Raw genomic sequence first — 18,982 nt, 5'->3', positions numbered from 1 at the left:
GCGATATTCGACCTTGCAGTCACCGCACTGCAAGGTCCTTCGGATAAAGGCACCGCGGGTGCCTTTATTCATTTCGCTTGCGTCCCGAGCAAATACGGACTCAGGCGCCGCTGGTATTGCGGTGGCGCGGCTTGCGTCCCCGCCCTACTAGCAGCCAGTCCCATATATGACTAGGCAATATATTCATCACCCGTCCCACTATGGCCATCTGCCACGGAATAATGGCGTAGCGCTTGTTCTTCTCCATGGCCTTCCATGCTTTATCGGCAAACTGCTCCGGGCTTAATAGAAACGGCATGGAATAGGGATTTTGGCGAGTCAGTGGCGTATCGACATACCCTGGCAACAAAGTAATGACCTGCACACCCGAATCGCGCAATTCGCCACGCAGGCTTTCACAATAGGCAATGGCTGCGGCCTTGCTCGCGCAATAGGCCGCATGGCCGGGCAAACCACGGATGCCGGCCACGCTGGCAATGCCGACGAGGCGGCCGCTGCCGCGTGCCGCCATGGGTGCGATGAAGGCCTGGAAGCTCGCGGCCATTCCCATGACATTGGTATCCAGCACCTGCCGCATGGCATCCAGGTCTTCGCGCTGCGAGGTGTCCACGCCCCAGCTGATACCGGCATTGGCAATCACGAGATCGGGCAGGCCCTGGCGCTCCAGGCAGGCGCGAGCGGCAGCACAGGCGCTGTCTATGCGCGCCACGTCGGCTTCGTAAATGGCGTAGCGCGCGGCATCGAGCTGCATCTGCTCGGCCCACTGCGCAATGGCCTGGGTGCGCCTGGCCACCAGCGCCAGCGACCAGCCGGCCTGGTAGTAGCGCAGCGCAAGCGCCTGCCCGATGCCGCTGGAGGCGCCGGTGATGTAGGCCAGAGGTGCCGAGCCTGTCATGTGCATACGCTGCCTGTGCCGGCCGCCGCAGCGGCCTGGATGGAAAGGAAGAAGGATTCGCCCGCATGCAGCGAGCGCAGGTCCGGGCTCTACTTGGGCTGCGCCGGCTGGATGATGCCCTTGACGCGGCCGTTCAGCTGCATGACCTGGTCCAGATTGTCGTATTTCATGCCATCGCCGGTGAAGCGATCGCCGCCGCGCGTCAGCACCACCGGCTTGTTGGTGCTGATGCGCTCCTCGTTGGGCCATATCTGCAGAAAGTCGCTTTCCACATTCATGGCCGGCGATGCCTTCTTGCCGGCCGTGGCCGCCACCGCCTCGCGCGTGATCACGGCGTTGCCGAACAGCTGCACTTCGGAGCCATCGGCATTGCTCAGCGCCCGCTTGGCCGTGCCCACGGTCGTGCGGCCGTCGGGGGAAACGCTGAACATCTGCGCATCATCGACTTCCAGCGTGTCGGTATCGGGGTAGTGGCGGCCCACGGTGCCCACCAGCCGGCTCTTGAGCCGGCCCGTGGCATCGAAGCTCTTGATGGAGAAATCCTTCATGAAATAGTCGGGCTCATGCACCTGCGCCTTCTGCTGGCCCGAGCCCACGGGCGCCGGCGCATTGCGCACCAGCCACCAGGTTCCTAGCGCCAGCAGTGCCATCAGCAGCACGGGCAGATAGAGCGTTGCCTTGTCGCCGGTCCGGCGCCACTGGATGTTCATGATGTGTATTCCGCCAGAAGGCCCGCATAGGCGCCGTGCGCGGCCAGCAGCAGATCGCACAGCTGGCGCACGGCGCCTTCGCCGCCGGCGCGCGGCGTGACCCAGTCGGCCATGGCCAGGGCCTCGTCATGCGCGTTGGCCGGTGCACAGGCAAAGGCGCTGCGCCGCAGCACCGGCAGGTCGGGCCAGTCGTCACCCATGGCTGCGGCCTGGCTCCAGGCCAGCCCCAGCTCGGCGAGGATGGATTCGGCGGCCGGAACCTTGTCCTCGGTGCCGAAGCGCGCATGCACCACGCCGAGATTGCGCAGGCGCAGGCGCAGGGCCGGCGAATCGCGCCCCGTGACCACGGCCGGCGTGATGCCGGCTTTTTGCAGCATCTTGAGGCCATGGCCGTCGAGGGTGTGAAAGCGCTTGAGCACCTCGCCCTCGCCCGAAAAATACAGGCCGCCGTCCGTGAGCACGCCGTCCACGTCGAAGAACACGACGCGCACGTCCTGGGCCTTGAGCAGCAGCCCGGCATCCCACCGCTGGCTGGGAATATGGCGGGGCCGCTCCATCAGATCACCTTGGCGCGCATCAGATCGCGGATATGCACCACGCCCTGCAGATGCTGCTGCGCATCCACGACCAGCACGCTGGTGATGCCGTATTCCTCCATCAGGCGCGCCGCCGCCACTGCCAGCATGTCGGCGGCAATGGTGCGCGGGCGCGGATGCATGACATCGGCCGCGCTGCGCGCGCGCAGGTCCACGCCCGCCTCCACGCAGCGGCGCAGGTCGCCGTCGGTGAAGATGCCCTGCAGCGTGCCTGCAGCATCCACGATGGCGGAACAGCCCAGGCCCTTGGCGCTCATCTCGCGCATCAGGTCCACGCAGCTGGCTTCGGGCTGCACCCGGGGCAGGTCCTTGCCCGAGCGCATCACGTCGCGCACATGGGTCAGCAGCCTGCGGCCCAGCGCACCGCCGGGGTGGGAGCGTGCAAAATCCTCGGCGCCAAAGCCGCGGGCGTCGAGCAGGGCCACGGCCAGTGCATCGCCCATGGCCAGCTGCGCCGTCGTGCTGGCCGTAGGCGCCAGGTTGAGCGGGCAGGCTTCGCGCTCCACGCGGGTGTCGAGCACCCAGTCCGCATGCTTGGCCAGCGTCGACTGCAGGCCGCCGGTCATGGCCACCAGCGGTATGCCCTGGCGCTTGATGGCCGGCAGAACGCCCGTGAGTTCGTCGGTCTCGCCGCTGTTGGACAGCGCCAGCACCAGATCGCCCGCGGTCACCATGCCCAGGTCGCCATGGCTGGCCTCCGCGGGGTGCACGAAGAAGGCCGGCGTCCCGGTCGAGGCCAGCGTGGCCGCCACCTTGCGGCCCACATGGCCGCTTTTGCCCATGCCCATGACCACCACGCGGCCCGACAGTTGCAAAATGCGCTGCACGACCGCGGAGAATGCGCCATCGAGCCGCTGCGACATCGCCCTCAGGGCATCGGCCTCGATGTCCAGGGTTTCACACGCCAGGCGCAGGGCGCGCGACCCGTCCAGCACGTCCGGCGGACACGAAATAGCGGCATCAGAATTCATTCCCGGATTTTAGCCAGCCGCCCGGCCCGACCCTGCTGCGGACACCGCATTGACCCCAGCCCGGGGCCTGCTCGCATAACCCTCGCGGCCCATGTGCGCTACGCCAGGCCCTGGCCTCGAACCACTACACTGGCCTTCCTCCCCACCGACCGAACCCGACCGCACCATGCATACCTCTATCAGCGTGAATGAATACCTGCGCGACCATATCCGCACCGTGCCCGACTGGCCCGCGCCCGGTGTGCAGTTCCGCGACATCACCCCGCTGCTGCAGGATCCCAAGGTCTTTCGCGTGATGAGCGATGCCTTTGTCCACCGTTACATGGAGCCGCGCCTGCGCCCCGACGTGGTGGCCGGCCTGGACGCGCGCGGTTTCATCCTGGGCGCCGTGGTGGCGCACGAGCTCAACGTGGGCTTCGTACCCATCCGCAAGAAGGGCAAGCTGCCATTCACCACGGTCGAGGAGACCTACGAGCTCGAATACGGCAGCGCCACCGTGGAGCTGCACACCGATGCCGTCAAGCCCGGCGACCGCGTGCTGCTGATCGACGACCTGATCGCCACCGGCGGCACCATGATGGCCGGCAAGAAACTGCTGGAAAAACTGGGCGCCACCGTGGTGGAGGGCGCGGCCATCGTGGATCTGCCGGAACTCGGCGGCTCCCGGCTGCTGCGCGAAAGCGGCCTGCCCCTGTTCACGCTGGTGGACTTCGCCGGCCACTAGCAACCCGTGCGCGGACCTGCGCTGGCCGCAGGCGGCCGTTTCAGCGCAGCTCGCCGTACTGGGTCACGCCCAGCAGGCCCAGATCCGAGCTGGCAAAGTCGGTGTTCTCGTCGGCACCCGGCCCGAGCAGGGGCCGCGTCCGTGCGGCCTGGGCGGCAGCAGGGGACGGGGCCGGCGTTTCGCGGCGATCCTGGGCCGCCGCTGCAATGGCCTGCCGGAAGGCATCCATTTCCTGGGCGTCGATGGGCTCGAACGGCCGCGCGCCCGCGGGATGTGCCTGAGAAGAAATCCTTTGCGGTTCGCGCTGCTGCAGCGGCGCCATGCGAGAGCTGGCCGGCTCGGTCTGGCCCGCGGGGCGCAGCTGGTCGCCCACGCGCCAGTAGACGGCGGAAACGGCCACCTGCAGCCGTGCCCTGGCGAGTTCGGCGATCAGGCCTTCGATGTCCTTGAGGCGGGTGCTCTCGACCGCATAGGCCGGCGCCAGGTCCACCATGATGACGAAGCGCTGGCCCGCCGCATCCAGCGCCAGCACCTTGAACTTGTAGCCCGCCGACAGAATGCCCACGCGCACCATGGCATCGCGCACCACGCCGTAGAGCTGCTCGCGGCGCATGGAGCGCTCGCTGCGCCGCTGCGGCGGCGCCTCGGCCTGGAGTTCCGCTTCGCTGCGCGGCTTGCGGGCGGCCGCATGGGTCTCCGGCCCGCGTTCCCGACGGGGCTTGCGAGAAAACCATTGGAGCAAGGACATAAACGCGCTCTTCCTACGAAGAATTTTTACAAGCGCACACATTCTGCCCTGAATTCGGCGCCCGGCCGGCGAGTGCGGGGCCTTCACGGCGCGCCGCACTGCCGCGCAGCTCAGGTGCTTGCCACGCGGCGGCGGCTGTCGGCGGCGCGGCGGGCCAGCACCTGGCCGGCCATGGTGACCAGGGCCAGCGCCACGGCGGGCTGGCGGTTGGAGAGTTCGGAAAAGCGCAGCGCCGTCAGGCACCACAGGCGGCTCGGCGCCGCGGCCTGCACCGTGGAGCGGCGCGGGCGGTGGGCGAAGAACGCGCCCTCGCCGACCAGCGAGCCCGGCCCCACCAGCGCCAGCCGGATGCGCTCCTTGGCGTCCTGGTAGTGCACGCTCAGCGAGCCGGATTCGACCAAGTAGAGGTTGCGGTCCAGCGCGCCTTCGGCAAACAGCACCTCGCTGGCGGCCAGATGGACCGGAACCAGATACGGCGCCAGCAACTCCCACTGGGCCGCGCTGGGCAGGTTCTGCGCGCCGTCGGGCGCCACCGTCGAAGTCATTGCCTGCACCAGTGCCGACAAATCAGCTGGGGTTGAAGTGGACATGGGAATCTGGTTCTCGAAACAAACGGATCCGCCAATTGCATCGCATTGGCGCCATAGCAGGCGCATGCTAAGCGAGAGCGGCGCCCGCGCCAATCCCGCGGGCCGCATTTGTGCGCCCCGGCTTGCATCGGGCGGCCGTTACGCTCAGAGTCGGGCCACGGGCACGGTGCCAGACAGGGCCGCCCGCCGCCCGTCCTCCCGCCTGCCTCGACCGCCCGCCAGGGCCTTGCCATGCGCCTTTCCATGAGCCTTTTGCTGCTGTTTGCCACTGTTGTGCTGGCGCTCTGGGGCGCCGGCCTGGTCTGGTTCCAGGGACCGGCGCGCGCCGGACGGCGCACGGCGCTGGCGGCGCTGTGGCTGGCATGGCTGGGCGGCTGCGTGCTGTGGGGCTGGAGCCCGCAGCGCATGGCCACGGCCTGGGGCCTGTGGCTGGCCAGCCTGGCGGCCATGCTGTGCTGGTGGTCCGGCCTGCGGCCCAGCAATGCGCGCGACTGGGCCGACGATGTGGCGCGGCCGCTGCACATGCAGCCGCTGGGCCCGTGGAGCCGCGGCCGCCAGCGCCTGGCGCTGGAGCGGGTGCGCAACTTCCACTGGCGCAGCGAGGCGGACTACGACCCGCGCTGGGAGCGGCGCAGCTACGACCTGGCGCGCCTGGCCAGCGTGGACGTGGCCGCCTCGTACTGGATGGGCCCGGCCATCGCGCACACGCTGGTGAGCTTCGGCTTCGACGACGGCGAGCAGCTGGTGTTCTCCATCGAGATCCGCAAGCGGCGCGGCGAAAAGTTCAATGCGCTGGCCGGGTTCTTCCGCCGCTACGAGCTGGCGCTGGTCGCGGCCGACGAGCGCGACATCCTGGCCGTGCGCACCAATGTGCGCGGCGAGCAGGTGCATCTGTACCGCGTGGCCATGCCCCGGGAGGTGATGCGCGAGCTGTTCGTGGCCTATGCGCGCGAGGCCGAGGCGCTGCGCGGGCAGCCGCGCTTTTACAACACGCTCACCGCCAATTGCACCACCATCGTCTGGCAGCTGGCGCGGCGCGTGGGTGCCCGGCTGCCGCTGGACTGGCGCCTGCTGGCCTCGGGCTACCTGCCCGAATACCTGCGCGACCTGGGCGTGCTCACGCCGGGCCATACGCTGGAGCAGCTGCGCGCCGCCGGCGACATCACGGCCCGGGCCGGGGCCTGGGTGGCGCCGCCGCAGGCCGACGACCGGGCCGCAGGCATTGCCTTCTCGCGCGCCATCCGCGCGGGCATGCCGCCACTGCCTGCGCAGGCGACGGAGAAGACTCCTGAATAAGGAGCTGCCAGCGCAGGCCGATCCTGCATTTCAGACAGAAAGCCACCTGAAATCCTGGCATGGCAGGCGTCAGAAGCTACTGCAACCAGAGCAACTACTTGCCGATGCAGAACGAGCTGAAGATCACGCCCAGCAAATCGTCCGAGCTGAATTCGCCGGTGATGGAGTTGAGCGCCACCTGGGCCAGGCGCAGCTCCTCGGCCAGCAGGTCCAGGTGCGCGGCATGGGCGGCCAGCTGCTCGTCGGCCATTTCCAGATGGGCGGCCACGGCCTGCAGCGCCTCCACGTGGCGGGCGCGGGCCAGGTACAGGCCTTCGGGCGCGGATTGCCAGCCGGCCACTTCCAGCAGGCTGCGGCGCAACGCGTCCAGGCCTTCGCCCGTGCGGGCCGACAGCGCCAGCTGCCGCGCATCGCCCTCCTGGGCCGACATGCAGCGCCGCAGCAGGCCGTCTGCCGCCATGTCGGTCTTGTTCCAGACCGTGATCACCGGCACCTGGGGCGGCAGCTTGCGCTTCAGGGTCTGGGCGATGTCGGCATCGGCGGCCAGGTAGTCGGCCTGGTCCATGCGCGTGAGATCGTGCAGGAACAGCACGGCATCGGCGCCGGCGATCTCGTCCCAGGCGCGCGCGATGCCGATGCGCTCGACCTCGTCGTCGCTGTCGCGCAGGCCCGCGGTGTCGATCACATGCAGGGGCACGCCCTCGATCTGTATGGTCTGCTGCACCTTGTCGCGCGTGGTCCCGGCGATCGGCGTGACGATGGCCAGCTCGGCCCCGGCCAGCGCGTTGAGCAGCGAGCTCTTGCCCGCATTGGGCTGGCCCGCGATCACCACCTTGATGCCCTCGCGCAGCAATGCGCCCTGGTGGGCGCGGGCCAGCACGGCCGACACCTGGTCGCGCAGCCGCTCGAGCTGGCCGAAGGCATCGGCCTTCTGCAGAAAGTCGATTTCCTCCTCGGGAAAGTCCAGCGTGGCTTCCACCAGCATGCGCAAATGCACCAGCGCCTCGCGCAGCACGCCGATTTCCTGCGAGAAAGCGCCCGACAGCGAACGGCTGGCGCTGCGCGCCGCGGCCTCGGTGCTGGCGTCGATCAGGTCGGCAATGGCCTCGGCCTGGGCCAGGTCGATCTTGTCGTTGAGGAAGGCGCGCTCGGTGAACTCGCCGGGCTGGGCCAGGCGCAGGCCGGGCAGGATGGCACGGCCTGCGGCCCCCGCAGACTCATCCGGCGCCTGCGCGGCCTCCAGGCAGCGCGCCAGCAGCAGCTGCAGCACCACGGGGCCGCCATGCGCCTGCAGCTCCAGCACGTCCTCGCCCGTATAGCTGTGCGGACCGGGAAAGTAGAGGGCCAGGCCATGGTCGATGGGCGTGCCCCGGGCATCCCGGAACGGCAGGTACGTCGCCTCGCGCGGCTTCAGGTCCTTGCCGCACAGCGCGCGCACCAGCGACGCAATGCCCTTGCCCGAGACCCGCACGATGCCCACGGCGCCGCGCCCGGGCGCGGTGGCGATGGCGGCGATCGGATCGTTGTGGCGGGGCAGCATGGCGGGGCGTTCTTTCGGGGCTGGCAGGCCGCCCCAGGAGGTGCGGCCGCGGATCGGGAGTGCGGGTGCGGTATTGGCCGCGATGATAGCCCGCATGCCGGCGCCGGGCGCCTGTAGGGCATATCGGCGCCGGCCTGGCGCTATGCAAACCAAAGCTGACTGCGCACGCCACCATTGGCTTTCCGACCAAAAAAACCCATTAAACAAATGACTTCCCTGCGCCGGCTGCTCTCTTTTTTCAAGGCACCCATGAAAAAAGCCGCCACCTTCGCAGGTGGCGGCTTCGCGTTTCGGCCGGCGGGTTTACTTGCCTTCGGCAGCCTTGCCGAACTTGGGCAGGTTGAACTGCGGCGGCACGCCCATGCGCTTGTTGATGATCCACTGCTGGGCGATGGACAGGATGTTGTTCGTCAGCCAGTACAGCACCAGGCCGGCCGGGAAGAAGAAGAACATCACGCTGAACATCAGCGGCATGATCCACATCATCTTGGCCTGCATCGGATCCGGCGGAGCGGGGTTCAGGGCCGTCTGCAGCAGCGAGGACAGCGTCATCAGCAGCGGCAGGATGAAGAAGGGATCGGGCGAGGACAGGTCGTGGATCCAGCCGATCCACGGCGCATTGCGGATTTCCACGCTGGACTGCAGCACCCAGTACAGGGCCATGAAGACCGGGATCTGGATCACTATGGGCAGGCAGCCGCCCATGGGGTTGACCTTCTCCTCGCGGTAGATGCGCATCATCTCCTGCTGCATCTGCTGGGGCTTGTCCTTCAGGCGCTCGCGCATTTCCTGGATGCGCGGGTTGATGGCCTTCATCTTGGCCATGGACGCGTAGGCCTTGGCGTTGAGCCAGTAGAAGGCGATCTTGAGCAGCAGCACCAGGGCCACGATGGACCAGCCCCAGTTGCCGATGAACTTGTGCAGCTCCGACAGCAGCCAGTACAGCGGCTTGGCCAGGATGGTCAGCCAGCCATAGTCCTTGACCAGCTCCAGGCCGGGCGACAGCGACTCCAGCATGGGCTCGATCTGCGGGCCGCTGAACAGGCGCGCGCCGATGGTCTTGGTCTGGCCGGGCGCCAGCGTGCCCACAGGCGTGATCATGCCCACGGCGTACAGGTTGTCGCCCACCTTGCGCACGAAGTTGTCGCGCTGCGTGCCGTCGGCCAGCAGCCAGGCGCTGGCGAAGTAGTGCTGCACCATGGCCACATAGCCGTTGGTGGAGGACTTGTCGACCTCGGCCTTGCCGCTGGCGATGTCCTTGAACTCCACCTTGTGGTACTTCTTGGCTTCGGTGTAGACGGCCGGGCCCGTGAAGGTCGAGTAGAAGCTGGACTCATGCTCGGGCTTGTTGCCGTCGCGCACCAGCTGCAGGTACAGCTGAGGGCTCACGGGCGCAGTGCCGGTGTTGACCACGTCGTGCTGCACGTCGATGACGTAGGAGCCGCGCTTCAGGGTATAGGTCTTGACCAGCTTCACGCCGCCCAGGTCGGCGGACTCGAAGCGCACCTGCACCGAATCCTGGCCGTCCTTGAGCTCGCGCTCGCCGGGCACCACGGTCATGGGTGTCTTGTGCGTGGGGAAGTTGCCGCCGATCAGGCCGGTCTGGCCCACGTAGACGCGCCTGGCGTTCTCCTCGAACAGCTCCATGCGCTTGCTCTTGTCGGTGGTGTCGTCGTACTTGAGCAGTTCGGAAGCCTTCAGCGTACCGCCTTCGCTGTCGAAGGTCAGGCGCATCACGTCGCTGGCAACGGTCACATCCTGGCGGGGCGTGGCGGGACCTGCGGCAGGGGCCGCCGCGGCGGGCGCGCTGCCCGGCACGTCGCCGGCCGACGCCGCAGCCGCCTGGGGCACGCTGGCATCCGCAGGCTTGGCAGCATTGCCGGCCGCGGGCGCGCTGGCCGTCTGGGGCGCGGGGAAGAAGGTGGGCTTGTTGCCGTTATGGATTTGCCACTTGTCCCAGAGCAAAACCATGGAAAAGCCAAATATCACCCACAGTATGGTGCGGCGAATATCGTTCATGAAGACTTCTTAGGTGAGGAAGATGGGGTGGTGGCGCCAGAGTCCAGGCCTGCATCCAGGAAGGAGAACAGCTTGGGCTTTTGCCGGGGCACAGGGTCATGCCCTCCGTCGCACCACGGATGGCAGCGCGCCAGCCGGCGCACCGTCAGATAAGAGCCTACCGCAGCGCCGTGTTGCTCCAGCGCTTGAAGGGAATAGGCCGAGCAGGTCGGCTCGAACCGGCAAGCCGAGCCCAGCCAGGGACTGAGCAGCAGGCGGTAGCCGCGCACCAGGGCCATGAGCAGACGCTGCATCATGGCGCTGCGCCCTCCCCAGGCGCTACCAGTTTGCAAGCATCTCGTGCTTTCTGCTCAAGGCTTGGGGCCGGTTCTTGAATATTTTCTGGCGCGCCTGCAAGGGCGTCGGCGGCTTGCGCGCTTTCAGCTTGCGCGCTTTCAGCTTGCGCGCTTTCAGCATTCGCGCGCGCGATGCGGCGCACGGCGGCGGAGAACAGCTGCTGCAGCTCGCTGCGCACGGCCGCCTTGAGCACGTCCGAAGTGGCGCTGACAAATTGCTTGCGATCGAAGCCCGCGCGCAGCCGCACCACATGCGCGGCGCATTGCAGCGCGGCCTCGTGCTCGCTGGCCACGGCCTGGATCTGGCGCTTGATCGTGTGGCGCGTGACCGAGCGGCGTGCCCAGCGCTTGGGCACCATGGCGCCCAGCCAGGCCTGCCGGCGCACCGCGCCAATGCCAAACAGGGCCTGCGGATCCTGCGATCCGGGCCCTGTCATGGGGTGGGCGGCCATGTCGCCGGCATCGGGCAGCAGCACCATGCGGTGCAGCGCGAAATGCGGCGTGCGGGCAATCGTGCCCGCCGACAGGGTCGCCTGGAATTGCGGACGCGTTTTCAGCCGTTGCATACCGATACCCCTGTGCAGGGGCCGTCAACACAGCGAAGGAGCAGACCGCCGAGCAAATCCGGCCTTAGACGGCCAGGCGCTTGCGACCCTTGGCGCGGCGAGCGTTGATCACGGCGCGGCCACCCTTGGTCTTCATGCGCACCAGGAAACCGTGGGTACGGGCGCGGCGGGTCTTGGAGGGCTGGTAAGTACGTTTCATGTTGGTTCCTTGAGAAGGTTCAGTATTTGCACGGCCTGCGACGACACTGTCGATGCCTTGGCCGCCATACCCCGAAGGTACGGCCGGCGCAAAAGCATCCGGTTGGCGCAAGCCCTGTCTATTTCGGCCCGGCGCGTCCAGGGCACGATTTGCACGTGCCCAAACAGGCGCCCGACCCATATCACCCTGAACACATTCAGGGAAACCCGCGATTATCACAGTGTTGGGCCTTTGATGCAATGCCCCCAGAACTTGCTAAGAACGGCTGCGCGCCCGCGTCAAGCCCTGTGCATGTGTCGCGGTTTCTTTACAAACAGGCCGCCTCCGATCCATTAGGATGTGCAGCCTATCCCGCACCGCACCGGGGGACAGCATCCTGATATTTTGTGGATAACTTCCGCAAAAGCTACAATGGCAGCCCCGTAACTGTTCCTCCTATCCACAACTAGACTTTTGACAATGACAGAGGAACCTACCAACGACGCAGGCCAGGCCCTGTGGCAAGTCTGCGTTGAGCAACTGGGTCAGGAGCTGCCGGAGCAGCAATTCAACACCTGGATCAAGCCGCTGACGGCACAAGTGGCCGAAGACTTCTCCAAGGTCACGGTGTATGTGGCCAACCGCTTCAAACTCGACTGGATCCGCGCGCAATATGCGGGCCGCATCTCGGCCATGCTGGAGTCCCTGTACGGCCAGCCCGTGACGCTGGAGTTGGCGCTCGCTCACCGCGAAAGCGTTGTCCGCACGTATGTACGCCCGCCATCGGGCGAGCGCAACGCGCCACCCGAGACCGTGGCCGTCGCCGTGCCCACGGTCAGCCCCGAGGAAACAGCCACGCCGGTCTTCCGCACCCGCCTGAACCCCGCCCTCACCTTCGAGACGCTGGTCGAGGGTACGGCCAACCGCATGGCGCGCTCGGCCGCCATGCACGTGGCGGGCTCGCCAGGCCACCTGTACAACCCGCTGTTCATCTACGGCGGCGTGGGCCTGGGCAAGACCCACCTGGTGCATGCCGTGGGCAACAAGCTGCTGGCCGACAAGCCGGACGCCAAGGTTCTCTACATCCATGCCGAGCAGTTCGTCTCGGATGTGGTCAAGGCCTACCAGCGCCGCACCTTCGACGAGTTCAAGGAGCGCTATCACTCGCTGGACCTGCTGCTGATCGACGACGTGCAGTTCTTCGCCAACAAGGACCGCACGCAGGAAGAGTTCTTCAACGCCTTCGAGGCCCTGTTGGCCAAGAAGAGCCATATCGTGATGACCTCGGACACCTATCCCAAGGGCCTGGCAAACATTCACGAACGTCTGGTATCCCGCTTCGATTCGGGCCTGACAGTCGCCATCGAGCCGCCAGAACTCGAGATGCGCGTGGCCATCCTGATCAACAAGGCGCGTGCGGAAAACGCGGAAATGCCGGAAGAAGTGGCCTTTTTCGTGGCGAAGAACGTGCGTTCCAACGTGCGCGAGCTCGAAGGCGCGCTGCGCAAAATCCTGGCCTACTCGCGCTTCAACCAGAAGGAAGTTTCCATCCAGCTGGCCCGCGAGGCGCTGCGCGATCTGCTCAGTATCCAGAATCGCCAGATTTCTGTGGAAAACATCCAGAAGACGGTGGCCGACTACTACAAGATCAAGGTCGCCGACATGTACAGCAAGAAGCGCCCGGCCAGCATTGCCCGGCCGCGCCAGATTGCCATGTACCTGGCCAAGGAACTGACGCAAAAGAGCCTGCCAGAGATCGGCGAGCTGTTCGGCGGCCGCGACCACACCACGGTGCTGCACGCGGTGCGCAAGATCGCGGGCGAGCGCCAGCAGCTGACCGAGCTGAACCAGCAGCTGCACGTGCTGGAGCAGACGCTCAAGGGATGATGGAAATGGCTCCCGGGCTGCCCAGGAAAGCGCTTTTCCCCTTGGTGCGGCCCGGTGGCGAAAACTCCTCCATGAATACCGCCCGCGCACGGCAAAATGGAGGATTCACGCGGCATGAGGGAGCGTCCGCCCCATCCGGCGGATGCCGCCGCGGCAAAGCAAATGCGCACTTAAATAACTGAGGTTGACATGATCGTCCTGAAAGCCACACAAGACAAAGTTCTAGCGGTCCTGCAATCGGTGTCCGGCATTGTCGAGCGCCGCCACACCCTGCCCATTCTGGCGAACGTGCTGATCAAGAAGACCGGCAACGCCATGCAGCTGACGACCAGCGACCTGGAAATCCAGATCCGCACCACGGCCGAACTCGGCGGCGACACCGGCGACTTCACCACCACCGTGGGCGCGCGCAAGCTGATCGACATCCTCAAGACCATGCCCGGCGACCAGACCGTGAGCCTGGAGACCCAGCAGTCCAAGATGGTCCTGAAGGGCGGCAAGAGCCGCTTCACGCTGCAGACCCTGCCGGCCGAGGACTTCCCGCTGGTGCAGGAATCGGCCGCCTTCGGCCCCGCGTTCAGCGTGCCCCAGAAGGTGCTCAAGGACCTGCTGGGCCAGGTCTCGTTCGCCATGGCCGTGCAGGACATCCGCTACTACCTCAACGGCATCCTGTTCGTGGCCGAGGGCAAGCAGCTGTCGCTGGTGGCCACCGACGGCCACCGCCTGGCCTGGGCCAGCGCCACGCTGGACGTGGAAGTGCCCAAGCAGGAAGTGATCCTGCCGCGCAAGACCGTGCTGGAGCTGCAGCGCCTGCTGTCGGATGCCAGCGGCGACAACCAGCCCGTGATCGAGATGCAGTTCGCGAACAACCAGGCCAAGTTCACCTTCGGCGGCATGGAGTTCGTGACCAAGCTGGTCGAGGGCAAGTTCCCCGACTACAACCGCGTCATCCCGCGCAACCACACCAACAGCGTGACCCTGGGTCGCGCCCCGCTGCTGGCCAGCCTGCAGCGCACGGCCATCATGACCAGCGACAAATTCAAGGGCGTGCGCCTGACGGTGGAGCCCGGCACGCTGCGCGTGGCGTCCAACAATGCCGAGCAGGAAGAGGCCATGGACGAGCTCGACATCGACTACGGCGGCGACACCATCGAGATCGGCTTCAACGTGACCTACCTGATCGACGTGCTCTCCAACATGAGCCAGGACATGGTCAAGATCGACCTGCAGGACGGCAACAGCTCGGCGCTGATCACCATCCCCGAGAACGACAGCTTCAAGTACGTCGTCATGCCCATGCGCATCTGACCGCATCGCACCGCACGGGCAACCGCACGACGGACTTCTACTGCCTGAAAAACATGAGCTGCTTGCGCTCGTCCAGTAATGTTTTCAGGCAGGTTTTCATTTGAAAGTTATGCATGGCAGGCGCCACCAGCTCCTGTTATTGCAGCACCAAGGCATATTCATGACGGCAGAAAACCAGCCAGATACCCAGATCACCGCTCCCGCAGGGGATGAGCACGGCTATGGCGAAGGCGCGATCCAGATCCTCGAGGGGCTGGAGGCCGTGCGCAAGCGCCCCGGCATGTACATCGGCGACACCTCCGACGGCACCGGTCTGCACCACCTGGTCTTCGAAGTCGTGGACAACTCGATCGACGAGGCCCTGGCCGGCTATTGCGACGACATCCTGGTCACCATCCACGCCGACGGCTCGCTGTCCGTCATCGACAACGGCCGCGGCATTCCCACCGGCGTGAAGATGGACGACAAGCACGAGCCCAAGCGCTCGGCCGCCGAAATCGCGCTGACCGAACTGCACGCGGGCGGCAAGTTCAACCAGAACAGCTACAAGGTCTCGGGCGGCCTGCACGGCGTGGGCGTGTCCTGCGTGAACGCGCTGTCCGTCTGGCTCAAGCTCACCGTCAGCCGCGACGGCCTGCGCCACGAGATCGACTTCTCGCGCGGCCATGTGCAGAACCGCCTGATCGAGGTGGTGGACGGCGTCGAAGTCTCGCCCATGCGCGTGGTCGGCGAAAGCGACAAGCGCGGCACCAAGGTGCACTTCCTGCCCGACCAGGACATCTTCAAGGAAAACTTCGAGTTCCGCTACGAAGTGCTGGCCAAACGCCTGCGCGAACTGTCCTTCCTGAACAATGGCGTGCGCATCCGGCTCAAGGACGAGCGCGACGGCAAGGAAGACGACTTCTCGGGCGCCGGCGGCGTCAAGGGCTTCGTGCAGTTCATCAACGGCACGAAGAAGGTGCTGCACCCCACGACCTTCCACGCCATCGGCTCGCGCCCCGCGGAAACCTACGGCGGCATTCCCGGCACCGAGATCGGCGTCGAAGTGGCCATGCAGTGGAACGACAGCTATGCCGAGCAGGTGCTGTGCTTCACCAATAACATCCCCCAGCGTGACGGCGGCACCCACCTGACCGGCCTGCGCGCCGCCATGACGCGCGTGATCGGCAAGTACATCGAGCAAAACGAACTGGCCAAGAAGGCCAAGGTCGAAGTCTCGGGCGACGACATGCGCGAAGGCCTGTGCGCCGTGCTATCCGTCAAGGTGCCCGAGCCCAAGTTCTCCAGCCAGACCAAGGACAAGCTGGTCAGCTCCGAAGTGCGCGCCCCCGTGGAAGACATCGTGGCCAAGAGCCTGACCGACTTCCTCGAAGAGAACCCCAACGACGCCAAGACCCTGTGCGGCAAGATCATCGAGGCCGCGCGCGCCCGCGAAGCCGCGCGCAAGGCCCGCGAAATGACGCGCCGCAAGGGCGTGCTCGACGGCATGGGCCTGCCCGGCAAGCTGGCCGACTGCCAGGAAAAAGACCCGGCGCTGTGCGAAATCTACATCGTCGAGGGCGACTCCGCCGGCGGCTCCGCCAAGCAGGGCCGCGACCGCAAGTTCCAGGCCATCCTGCCGCTGCGCGGCAAGATCCTGAACGTGGAAAAGGCCCGCTACGAGAAGCTGCTGTCCAGCCAGGAAATCATCACCCTGATCACCGCCCTGGGCACCGGCATCGGCAAGGCCAGCGAGGAATCGGGCAAGAGCAGCAGCGACGACTACAACCCCGACAAGCTGCGCTACCACCGCATCATCATCATGACCGACGCGGACGTGGACGGCGCCCACATCCGCACCCTGCTGCTGACCTTCTTCTACCGCCAGATGCCCGACCTGGTCGAGCGCGGCCACATCTACATCGCCCAGCCGCCGCTGTACAAGGTCAAGAACGGCAAGGAAGAGCTGTACCTCAAGGACGGCCCGGCCCTCAACCACTACCTGCTCAAGATCGCGCTGAACAACGCCAGCGTGAGCACCGGCGGCGCCAACCCGCGCACCATCGAGGGCGAGGAACTGGCCAGGCTGGCGGACATGCACCTGGCCGCCGAAATGGTCATTGAGCGCCTGTCCAACTTCATGGACGCCGAAGCCCTGCGCGCCATCGCCGACGGCGTGCAGATCAGGCTCGACACCATCGAGGAAGCCCAGGAATGCGCCCCCATCCTGGAAGCCAAGCTGCGCGAACTCACCACCACCGGCGTGCCCGCCGACGTGACGGCCGAGATCGACCCGCACAGCGAGCACCCCATCCTGCGCATCAGCCGCCACCACCACGGCAACATCAAGAGCTCCATCCTCACGCAGGAGTTCGTGCGCAGCCATGACTACGCGGCCCTGTCCGCGGAGGCGCAGCACTTCAACGGCCTGCTCTCCGAAGGCGCCAGGGCCACGCGCGGCGAAGGCGAAAAGGCCAAGTCCGAGAAGGTGGGCGACTTCCGCCAGGCCATGGCCTGGCTGATCTCCGAAGCCGAACGCACCACGGCGCGCCAGCGCTACAAGGGCCTGGGCGAAATGAACCCCGAGCAGCTGTGGGAAACCACCATGGACCCCAATGTTCGCAGCCTGCTGCAGGTCAAGATCAACGACGCCATCGAGGCCGACCGCGTGTTCACCATGCTCATGGGCGACGAGGTCGAGCCGCGCCGCGACTTCATCGAGACCAATGCGCTGCGGGCGGGGAATATCGACGTTTGAGTCTTGTAGGTTCTCATTGATCTTGCAAATATTCTCAGTATTTGCAAATCGCGCTTAACGAAACGCCCGCCCATGCCGGGCGTTTCGTTTTGGTGAAATCAACGAAGGAATCCCACACCCTGGCTGCCAACTATCCCCTCATCCCAGTCACGTGCTAGGGACAAAGATTGAATTGCCAGTTCGCGACTATTGATTTTCATCCGGAAGTCACCCACTAAACCTCGGTGGGTTAGGTTTGCAGGAAATTACCAGGGAACATGTGCTCTCCTGGTCTATCTTTCTTGGCGTTGATTCAACGCCCGCGCCCGGACGCAATTGCCTCTGCCTGTTTCAGCAACGACAGCACAGCATTCAGCAACTGGGCTGTTGTTGCACTATCGTCTCCCAGCGTCTGAAGTTCGTTGTTGGCATTCAATCCTGGCAAATACTTTGCAGGGTTCTGGACGGCGGCTTTCCACACTTCACGAGCCACATGCCCAGACACGCCAATCGGGATCACCGGTTTGCCGAGCTCCAAAGCGATAGTGACTTCTTCTTTGACCCCAGGAGATGGCAGGGTCTCCCCGTTATCGCCTGCTTTGTTCCCAGCCAAGACAACCAGCGCACCAACTCGGCAGATCATGTCGACCCGATGTGCCCTGAATGCTGCGGCCCTCACACGTTCTGGCGCTTGACCAGGGAACGGGCGGATCAAGACGCGATCCGTTGGCTGAGACTGCGTCGACTCGTATACTCCTCTGTAAGCACCGATGATTGTTTGCTCGGCAATCCCGACGCCAAAGCCGGAGACTAGATTGAAATCATTGACGATGAGCTCTCGGCCAAGGGCTCGACTAAGTTCATTCAATCGCATCTCACCCAATGGAGCGACATCGGCGGCTGCACCGGATACAAAGACGCCACGTCGCATGACATAGGCCTCCAGTGCCCGCAGCAGATCGGGGATATGCTCGTATTCATCCATCCAGACCGTCTGGATGCCATAGCGCTTCAGGTCAGCGCTATGCAGATCGGCCCTGCGGCGCTCATAAGCGAGCCTCTCTGCTGAGCGACGCCCTTCTGGACACACGGTTGGCGTCCGACGCGTGATCCAGAAGTGCGGCCTGCAATTCTGCCCAAGCTGCTCCCGAACCTTTGACAAGATTCGTTCAACGTTGGGGTCAGAGAAGCTAAAGCCAATAAAGAGCAAAGTCTTCTCGATGAAATCACCTTTCAGGCTGTCCGTGAAGAGCCGGCGCGTCAAATCGTAAAGCTCATAGTCTTGCTTGGTCAGCACCGCGTCGTGCGGTTGCGTCACACAACCATGCATCTTGTAGATCGTGACGTCGCGGCCTTTGCGCGCCTGCGCCAAGTTCTGGATGGACAGCTTGACTTCGACGCGCCTTCCGGCTGCTTCATAGGCCTGCTCCAGCAACTGCTCGTAGTTGGTAGTCCAGACCGTATCAATGGGCAAGCGCGCCAAAATCTCGTGGACCGGCGTTAGCACCGCATCCTTCGTGAAGGCTTCGATGAGCCGGTCATCCAAGTTGCCCCTGCCACCTTTGTCATTCACGTGAAACTGTGCCAGCGCCAGGAGGTCATGCTCCTGGTCAATGTCCAGTTCAAGATCATTGGCGACTTCTGTGAGTAAACCACGCCAGTCAACAAAGCCTGCCGCGCGAGATACACCAGCACCAACAAAAAGCGCACCCTCGCCATTCAAGACCTTGTTGCCATAGTCCCTTATGAACTTACGCTGCTCATGGTCCGGCGACCAGGAATGACCGTCACTCAATTTGCACCCTGAATCGACCAGGGTTTCCTAGATAGCAGCAAGCCTCTCGGAATTGCGCCTCTCGAACTCTATCGGAGACAGGCCATCCGCAGACGAATGTCTGCGGAT

At 65.2% G+C, this 18,982-nt stretch carries 17 protein-coding genes; 5 read left to right on the top strand and 12 right to left on the bottom strand.

From position 1 onward, the window contains the following. Nucleotides 1-100: 100 nt before the first annotated feature. The 4 genes from V8Z74_RS12195 to V8Z74_RS12180 all read right to left on the bottom strand — a co-directional run bounded on the left by V8Z74_RS12195 (nucleotide 101) and on the right by V8Z74_RS12180 (nucleotide 3,172). Nucleotides 101-895 carry an SDR family oxidoreductase gene (locus V8Z74_RS12195; protein WP_349709471.1) on the bottom strand — a complete coding sequence of 265 codons (795 nt, stop codon included), beginning with the start codon at nucleotides 893-895 and terminating at the stop codon, nucleotides 101-103. 89 nt (nucleotides 896-984) lie between these two features. After that, a complete protein-coding gene (gene lptC / locus V8Z74_RS12190) occupies nucleotides 985-1,605 on the bottom strand; it encodes an LPS export ABC transporter periplasmic protein LptC (RefSeq protein WP_349709470.1) in 621 nt (206 codons plus the stop codon). Beyond that, nucleotides 1,602-2,162 (bottom strand): KdsC family phosphatase, encoded by a 561-nt coding sequence (locus V8Z74_RS12185; RefSeq protein WP_066474433.1) that lies wholly within the window; start codon nucleotides 2,160-2,162, stop codon nucleotides 1,602-1,604. Before V8Z74_RS12185 ends, lptC begins: the two co-directional genes overlap by 4 nt. Continuing rightward, a complete protein-coding gene (locus V8Z74_RS12180) occupies nucleotides 2,162-3,172 on the bottom strand; it encodes a KpsF/GutQ family sugar-phosphate isomerase (RefSeq protein ID WP_066474436.1) in 1,011 nt (336 codons plus the stop codon). The genes V8Z74_RS12185 and V8Z74_RS12180 overlap by 1 nt, the downstream gene beginning before the upstream one ends. Nucleotides 3,173-3,338: 166 nt before the next feature. Here V8Z74_RS12180 and V8Z74_RS12175 point away from each other — a divergent pair, with 166 nt between their 5' ends. Beyond that, nucleotides 3,339-3,896 carry an adenine phosphoribosyltransferase gene (locus tag V8Z74_RS12175; protein ID WP_066474438.1) on the top strand — a complete coding sequence of 186 codons (558 nt, stop codon included), beginning with the start codon at nucleotides 3,339-3,341 and terminating at the stop codon, nucleotides 3,894-3,896. Between the two features lie 40 nt (nucleotides 3,897-3,936). Here V8Z74_RS12175 and V8Z74_RS12170 read toward each other — a convergent pair whose 3' ends face one another. Together V8Z74_RS12170 and V8Z74_RS12165 are read right to left on the bottom strand one after the other, a co-directional pair. After that, nucleotides 3,937-4,644 carry a hypothetical protein gene (locus tag V8Z74_RS12170; RefSeq protein WP_349709468.1) on the bottom strand — a complete coding sequence of 236 codons (708 nt, stop codon included), beginning with the start codon at nucleotides 4,642-4,644 and terminating at the stop codon, nucleotides 3,937-3,939. Nucleotides 4,645-4,754: 110 nt separating this feature from the next. Then, entirely contained in the window at nucleotides 4,755-5,234 is a 480-nt protein-coding gene (locus tag V8Z74_RS12165) for a Crp/Fnr family transcriptional regulator (protein ID WP_066474441.1), read from the bottom strand. 243 nt (nucleotides 5,235-5,477) lie between these two features. Between V8Z74_RS12165 and V8Z74_RS12160 the strand changes: the two genes are divergently transcribed. Then, nucleotides 5,478-6,530, top strand: a complete 1,053-nt coding sequence (locus V8Z74_RS12160; RefSeq protein WP_349709466.1) for an Lnb N-terminal periplasmic domain-containing protein — start codon at nucleotides 5,478-5,480, stop codon at nucleotides 6,528-6,530. Nucleotides 6,531-6,624: 94 nt separating this feature from the next. On the opposite strand, the gene mnmE is transcribed toward V8Z74_RS12160, so the two are convergent. The 5 genes from mnmE to rpmH form a co-directional block, all read right to left on the bottom strand. After that, nucleotides 6,625-8,070, bottom strand: a complete 1,446-nt coding sequence (mnmE, locus tag V8Z74_RS12155) for a tRNA uridine-5-carboxymethylaminomethyl(34) synthesis GTPase MnmE (protein ID WP_349709551.1) — start codon at nucleotides 8,068-8,070, stop codon at nucleotides 6,625-6,627. Between the two features lie 303 nt (nucleotides 8,071-8,373). After that, entirely contained in the window at nucleotides 8,374-10,089 is a 1,716-nt protein-coding gene (gene yidC / locus V8Z74_RS12150) for a membrane protein insertase YidC (RefSeq protein WP_349709465.1), read from the bottom strand. Beyond that, complete coding sequence (gene yidD / locus V8Z74_RS12145) at nucleotides 10,086-10,385, bottom strand: membrane protein insertion efficiency factor YidD (protein ID WP_349709464.1); 300 nt, start codon at nucleotides 10,383-10,385, stop codon at nucleotides 10,086-10,088. Before yidD ends, yidC begins: the two co-directional genes overlap by 4 nt. Next, nucleotides 10,382-10,990, bottom strand: a complete 609-nt coding sequence (locus V8Z74_RS12140) for a ribonuclease P protein component (protein WP_502879523.1) — start codon at nucleotides 10,988-10,990, stop codon at nucleotides 10,382-10,384. The genes yidD and V8Z74_RS12140 overlap by 4 nt, the downstream gene beginning before the upstream one ends. 64 nt (nucleotides 10,991-11,054) lie before the next feature. Continuing rightward, nucleotides 11,055-11,189, bottom strand: a complete 135-nt coding sequence (gene rpmH / locus V8Z74_RS12135) for a 50S ribosomal protein L34 (RefSeq protein ID WP_012207856.1) — start codon at nucleotides 11,187-11,189, stop codon at nucleotides 11,055-11,057. A 459-nt stretch (nucleotides 11,190-11,648) separates the two neighbouring features. On the opposite strand from rpmH, the gene dnaA reads away from it, so the two are divergent. The 3 genes from dnaA (at nucleotide 11,649) to gyrB (ending at nucleotide 17,100) form a co-directional block, all read left to right on the top strand. Further along, entirely contained in the window at nucleotides 11,649-13,055 is a 1,407-nt protein-coding gene (dnaA, locus tag V8Z74_RS12130; RefSeq protein ID WP_349709463.1) for a chromosomal replication initiator protein DnaA, read from the top strand. Between the two features lie 189 nt (nucleotides 13,056-13,244). Continuing rightward, nucleotides 13,245-14,363 (top strand): DNA polymerase III subunit beta, encoded by a 1,119-nt coding sequence (gene dnaN, locus V8Z74_RS12125; RefSeq protein WP_066474457.1) that lies wholly within the window; start codon nucleotides 13,245-13,247, stop codon nucleotides 14,361-14,363. Nucleotides 14,364-14,523: 160 nt separating this feature from the next. Further along, complete coding sequence (gyrB, locus tag V8Z74_RS12120) at nucleotides 14,524-17,100, top strand: DNA topoisomerase (ATP-hydrolyzing) subunit B (RefSeq protein ID WP_349709460.1); 2,577 nt, start codon at nucleotides 14,524-14,526, stop codon at nucleotides 17,098-17,100. Nucleotides 17,101-17,392: 292 nt separating this feature from the next. Here gyrB and V8Z74_RS12115 read toward each other — a convergent pair whose 3' ends face one another. After that, nucleotides 17,393-18,874, bottom strand: coding sequence for an SIR2 family protein (locus V8Z74_RS12115; protein ID WP_349709458.1), 1,482 nt, complete (start codon nucleotides 18,872-18,874; stop codon nucleotides 17,393-17,395). Nucleotides 18,875-18,982: the final 108 nt, after the last annotated feature.

The sequence above is a fragment of the Comamonas sp. w2-DMI genome, assembly GCF_040187735.1.
GTDB classification, from domain to species: domain Bacteria; phylum Pseudomonadota; class Gammaproteobacteria; order Burkholderiales; family Burkholderiaceae_C; genus Comamonas; species Comamonas terrae.
The sequence above is the reverse complement of the archived record's forward strand: the minus strand, read 5'-3'. Positions and strand labels throughout refer to the sequence as shown.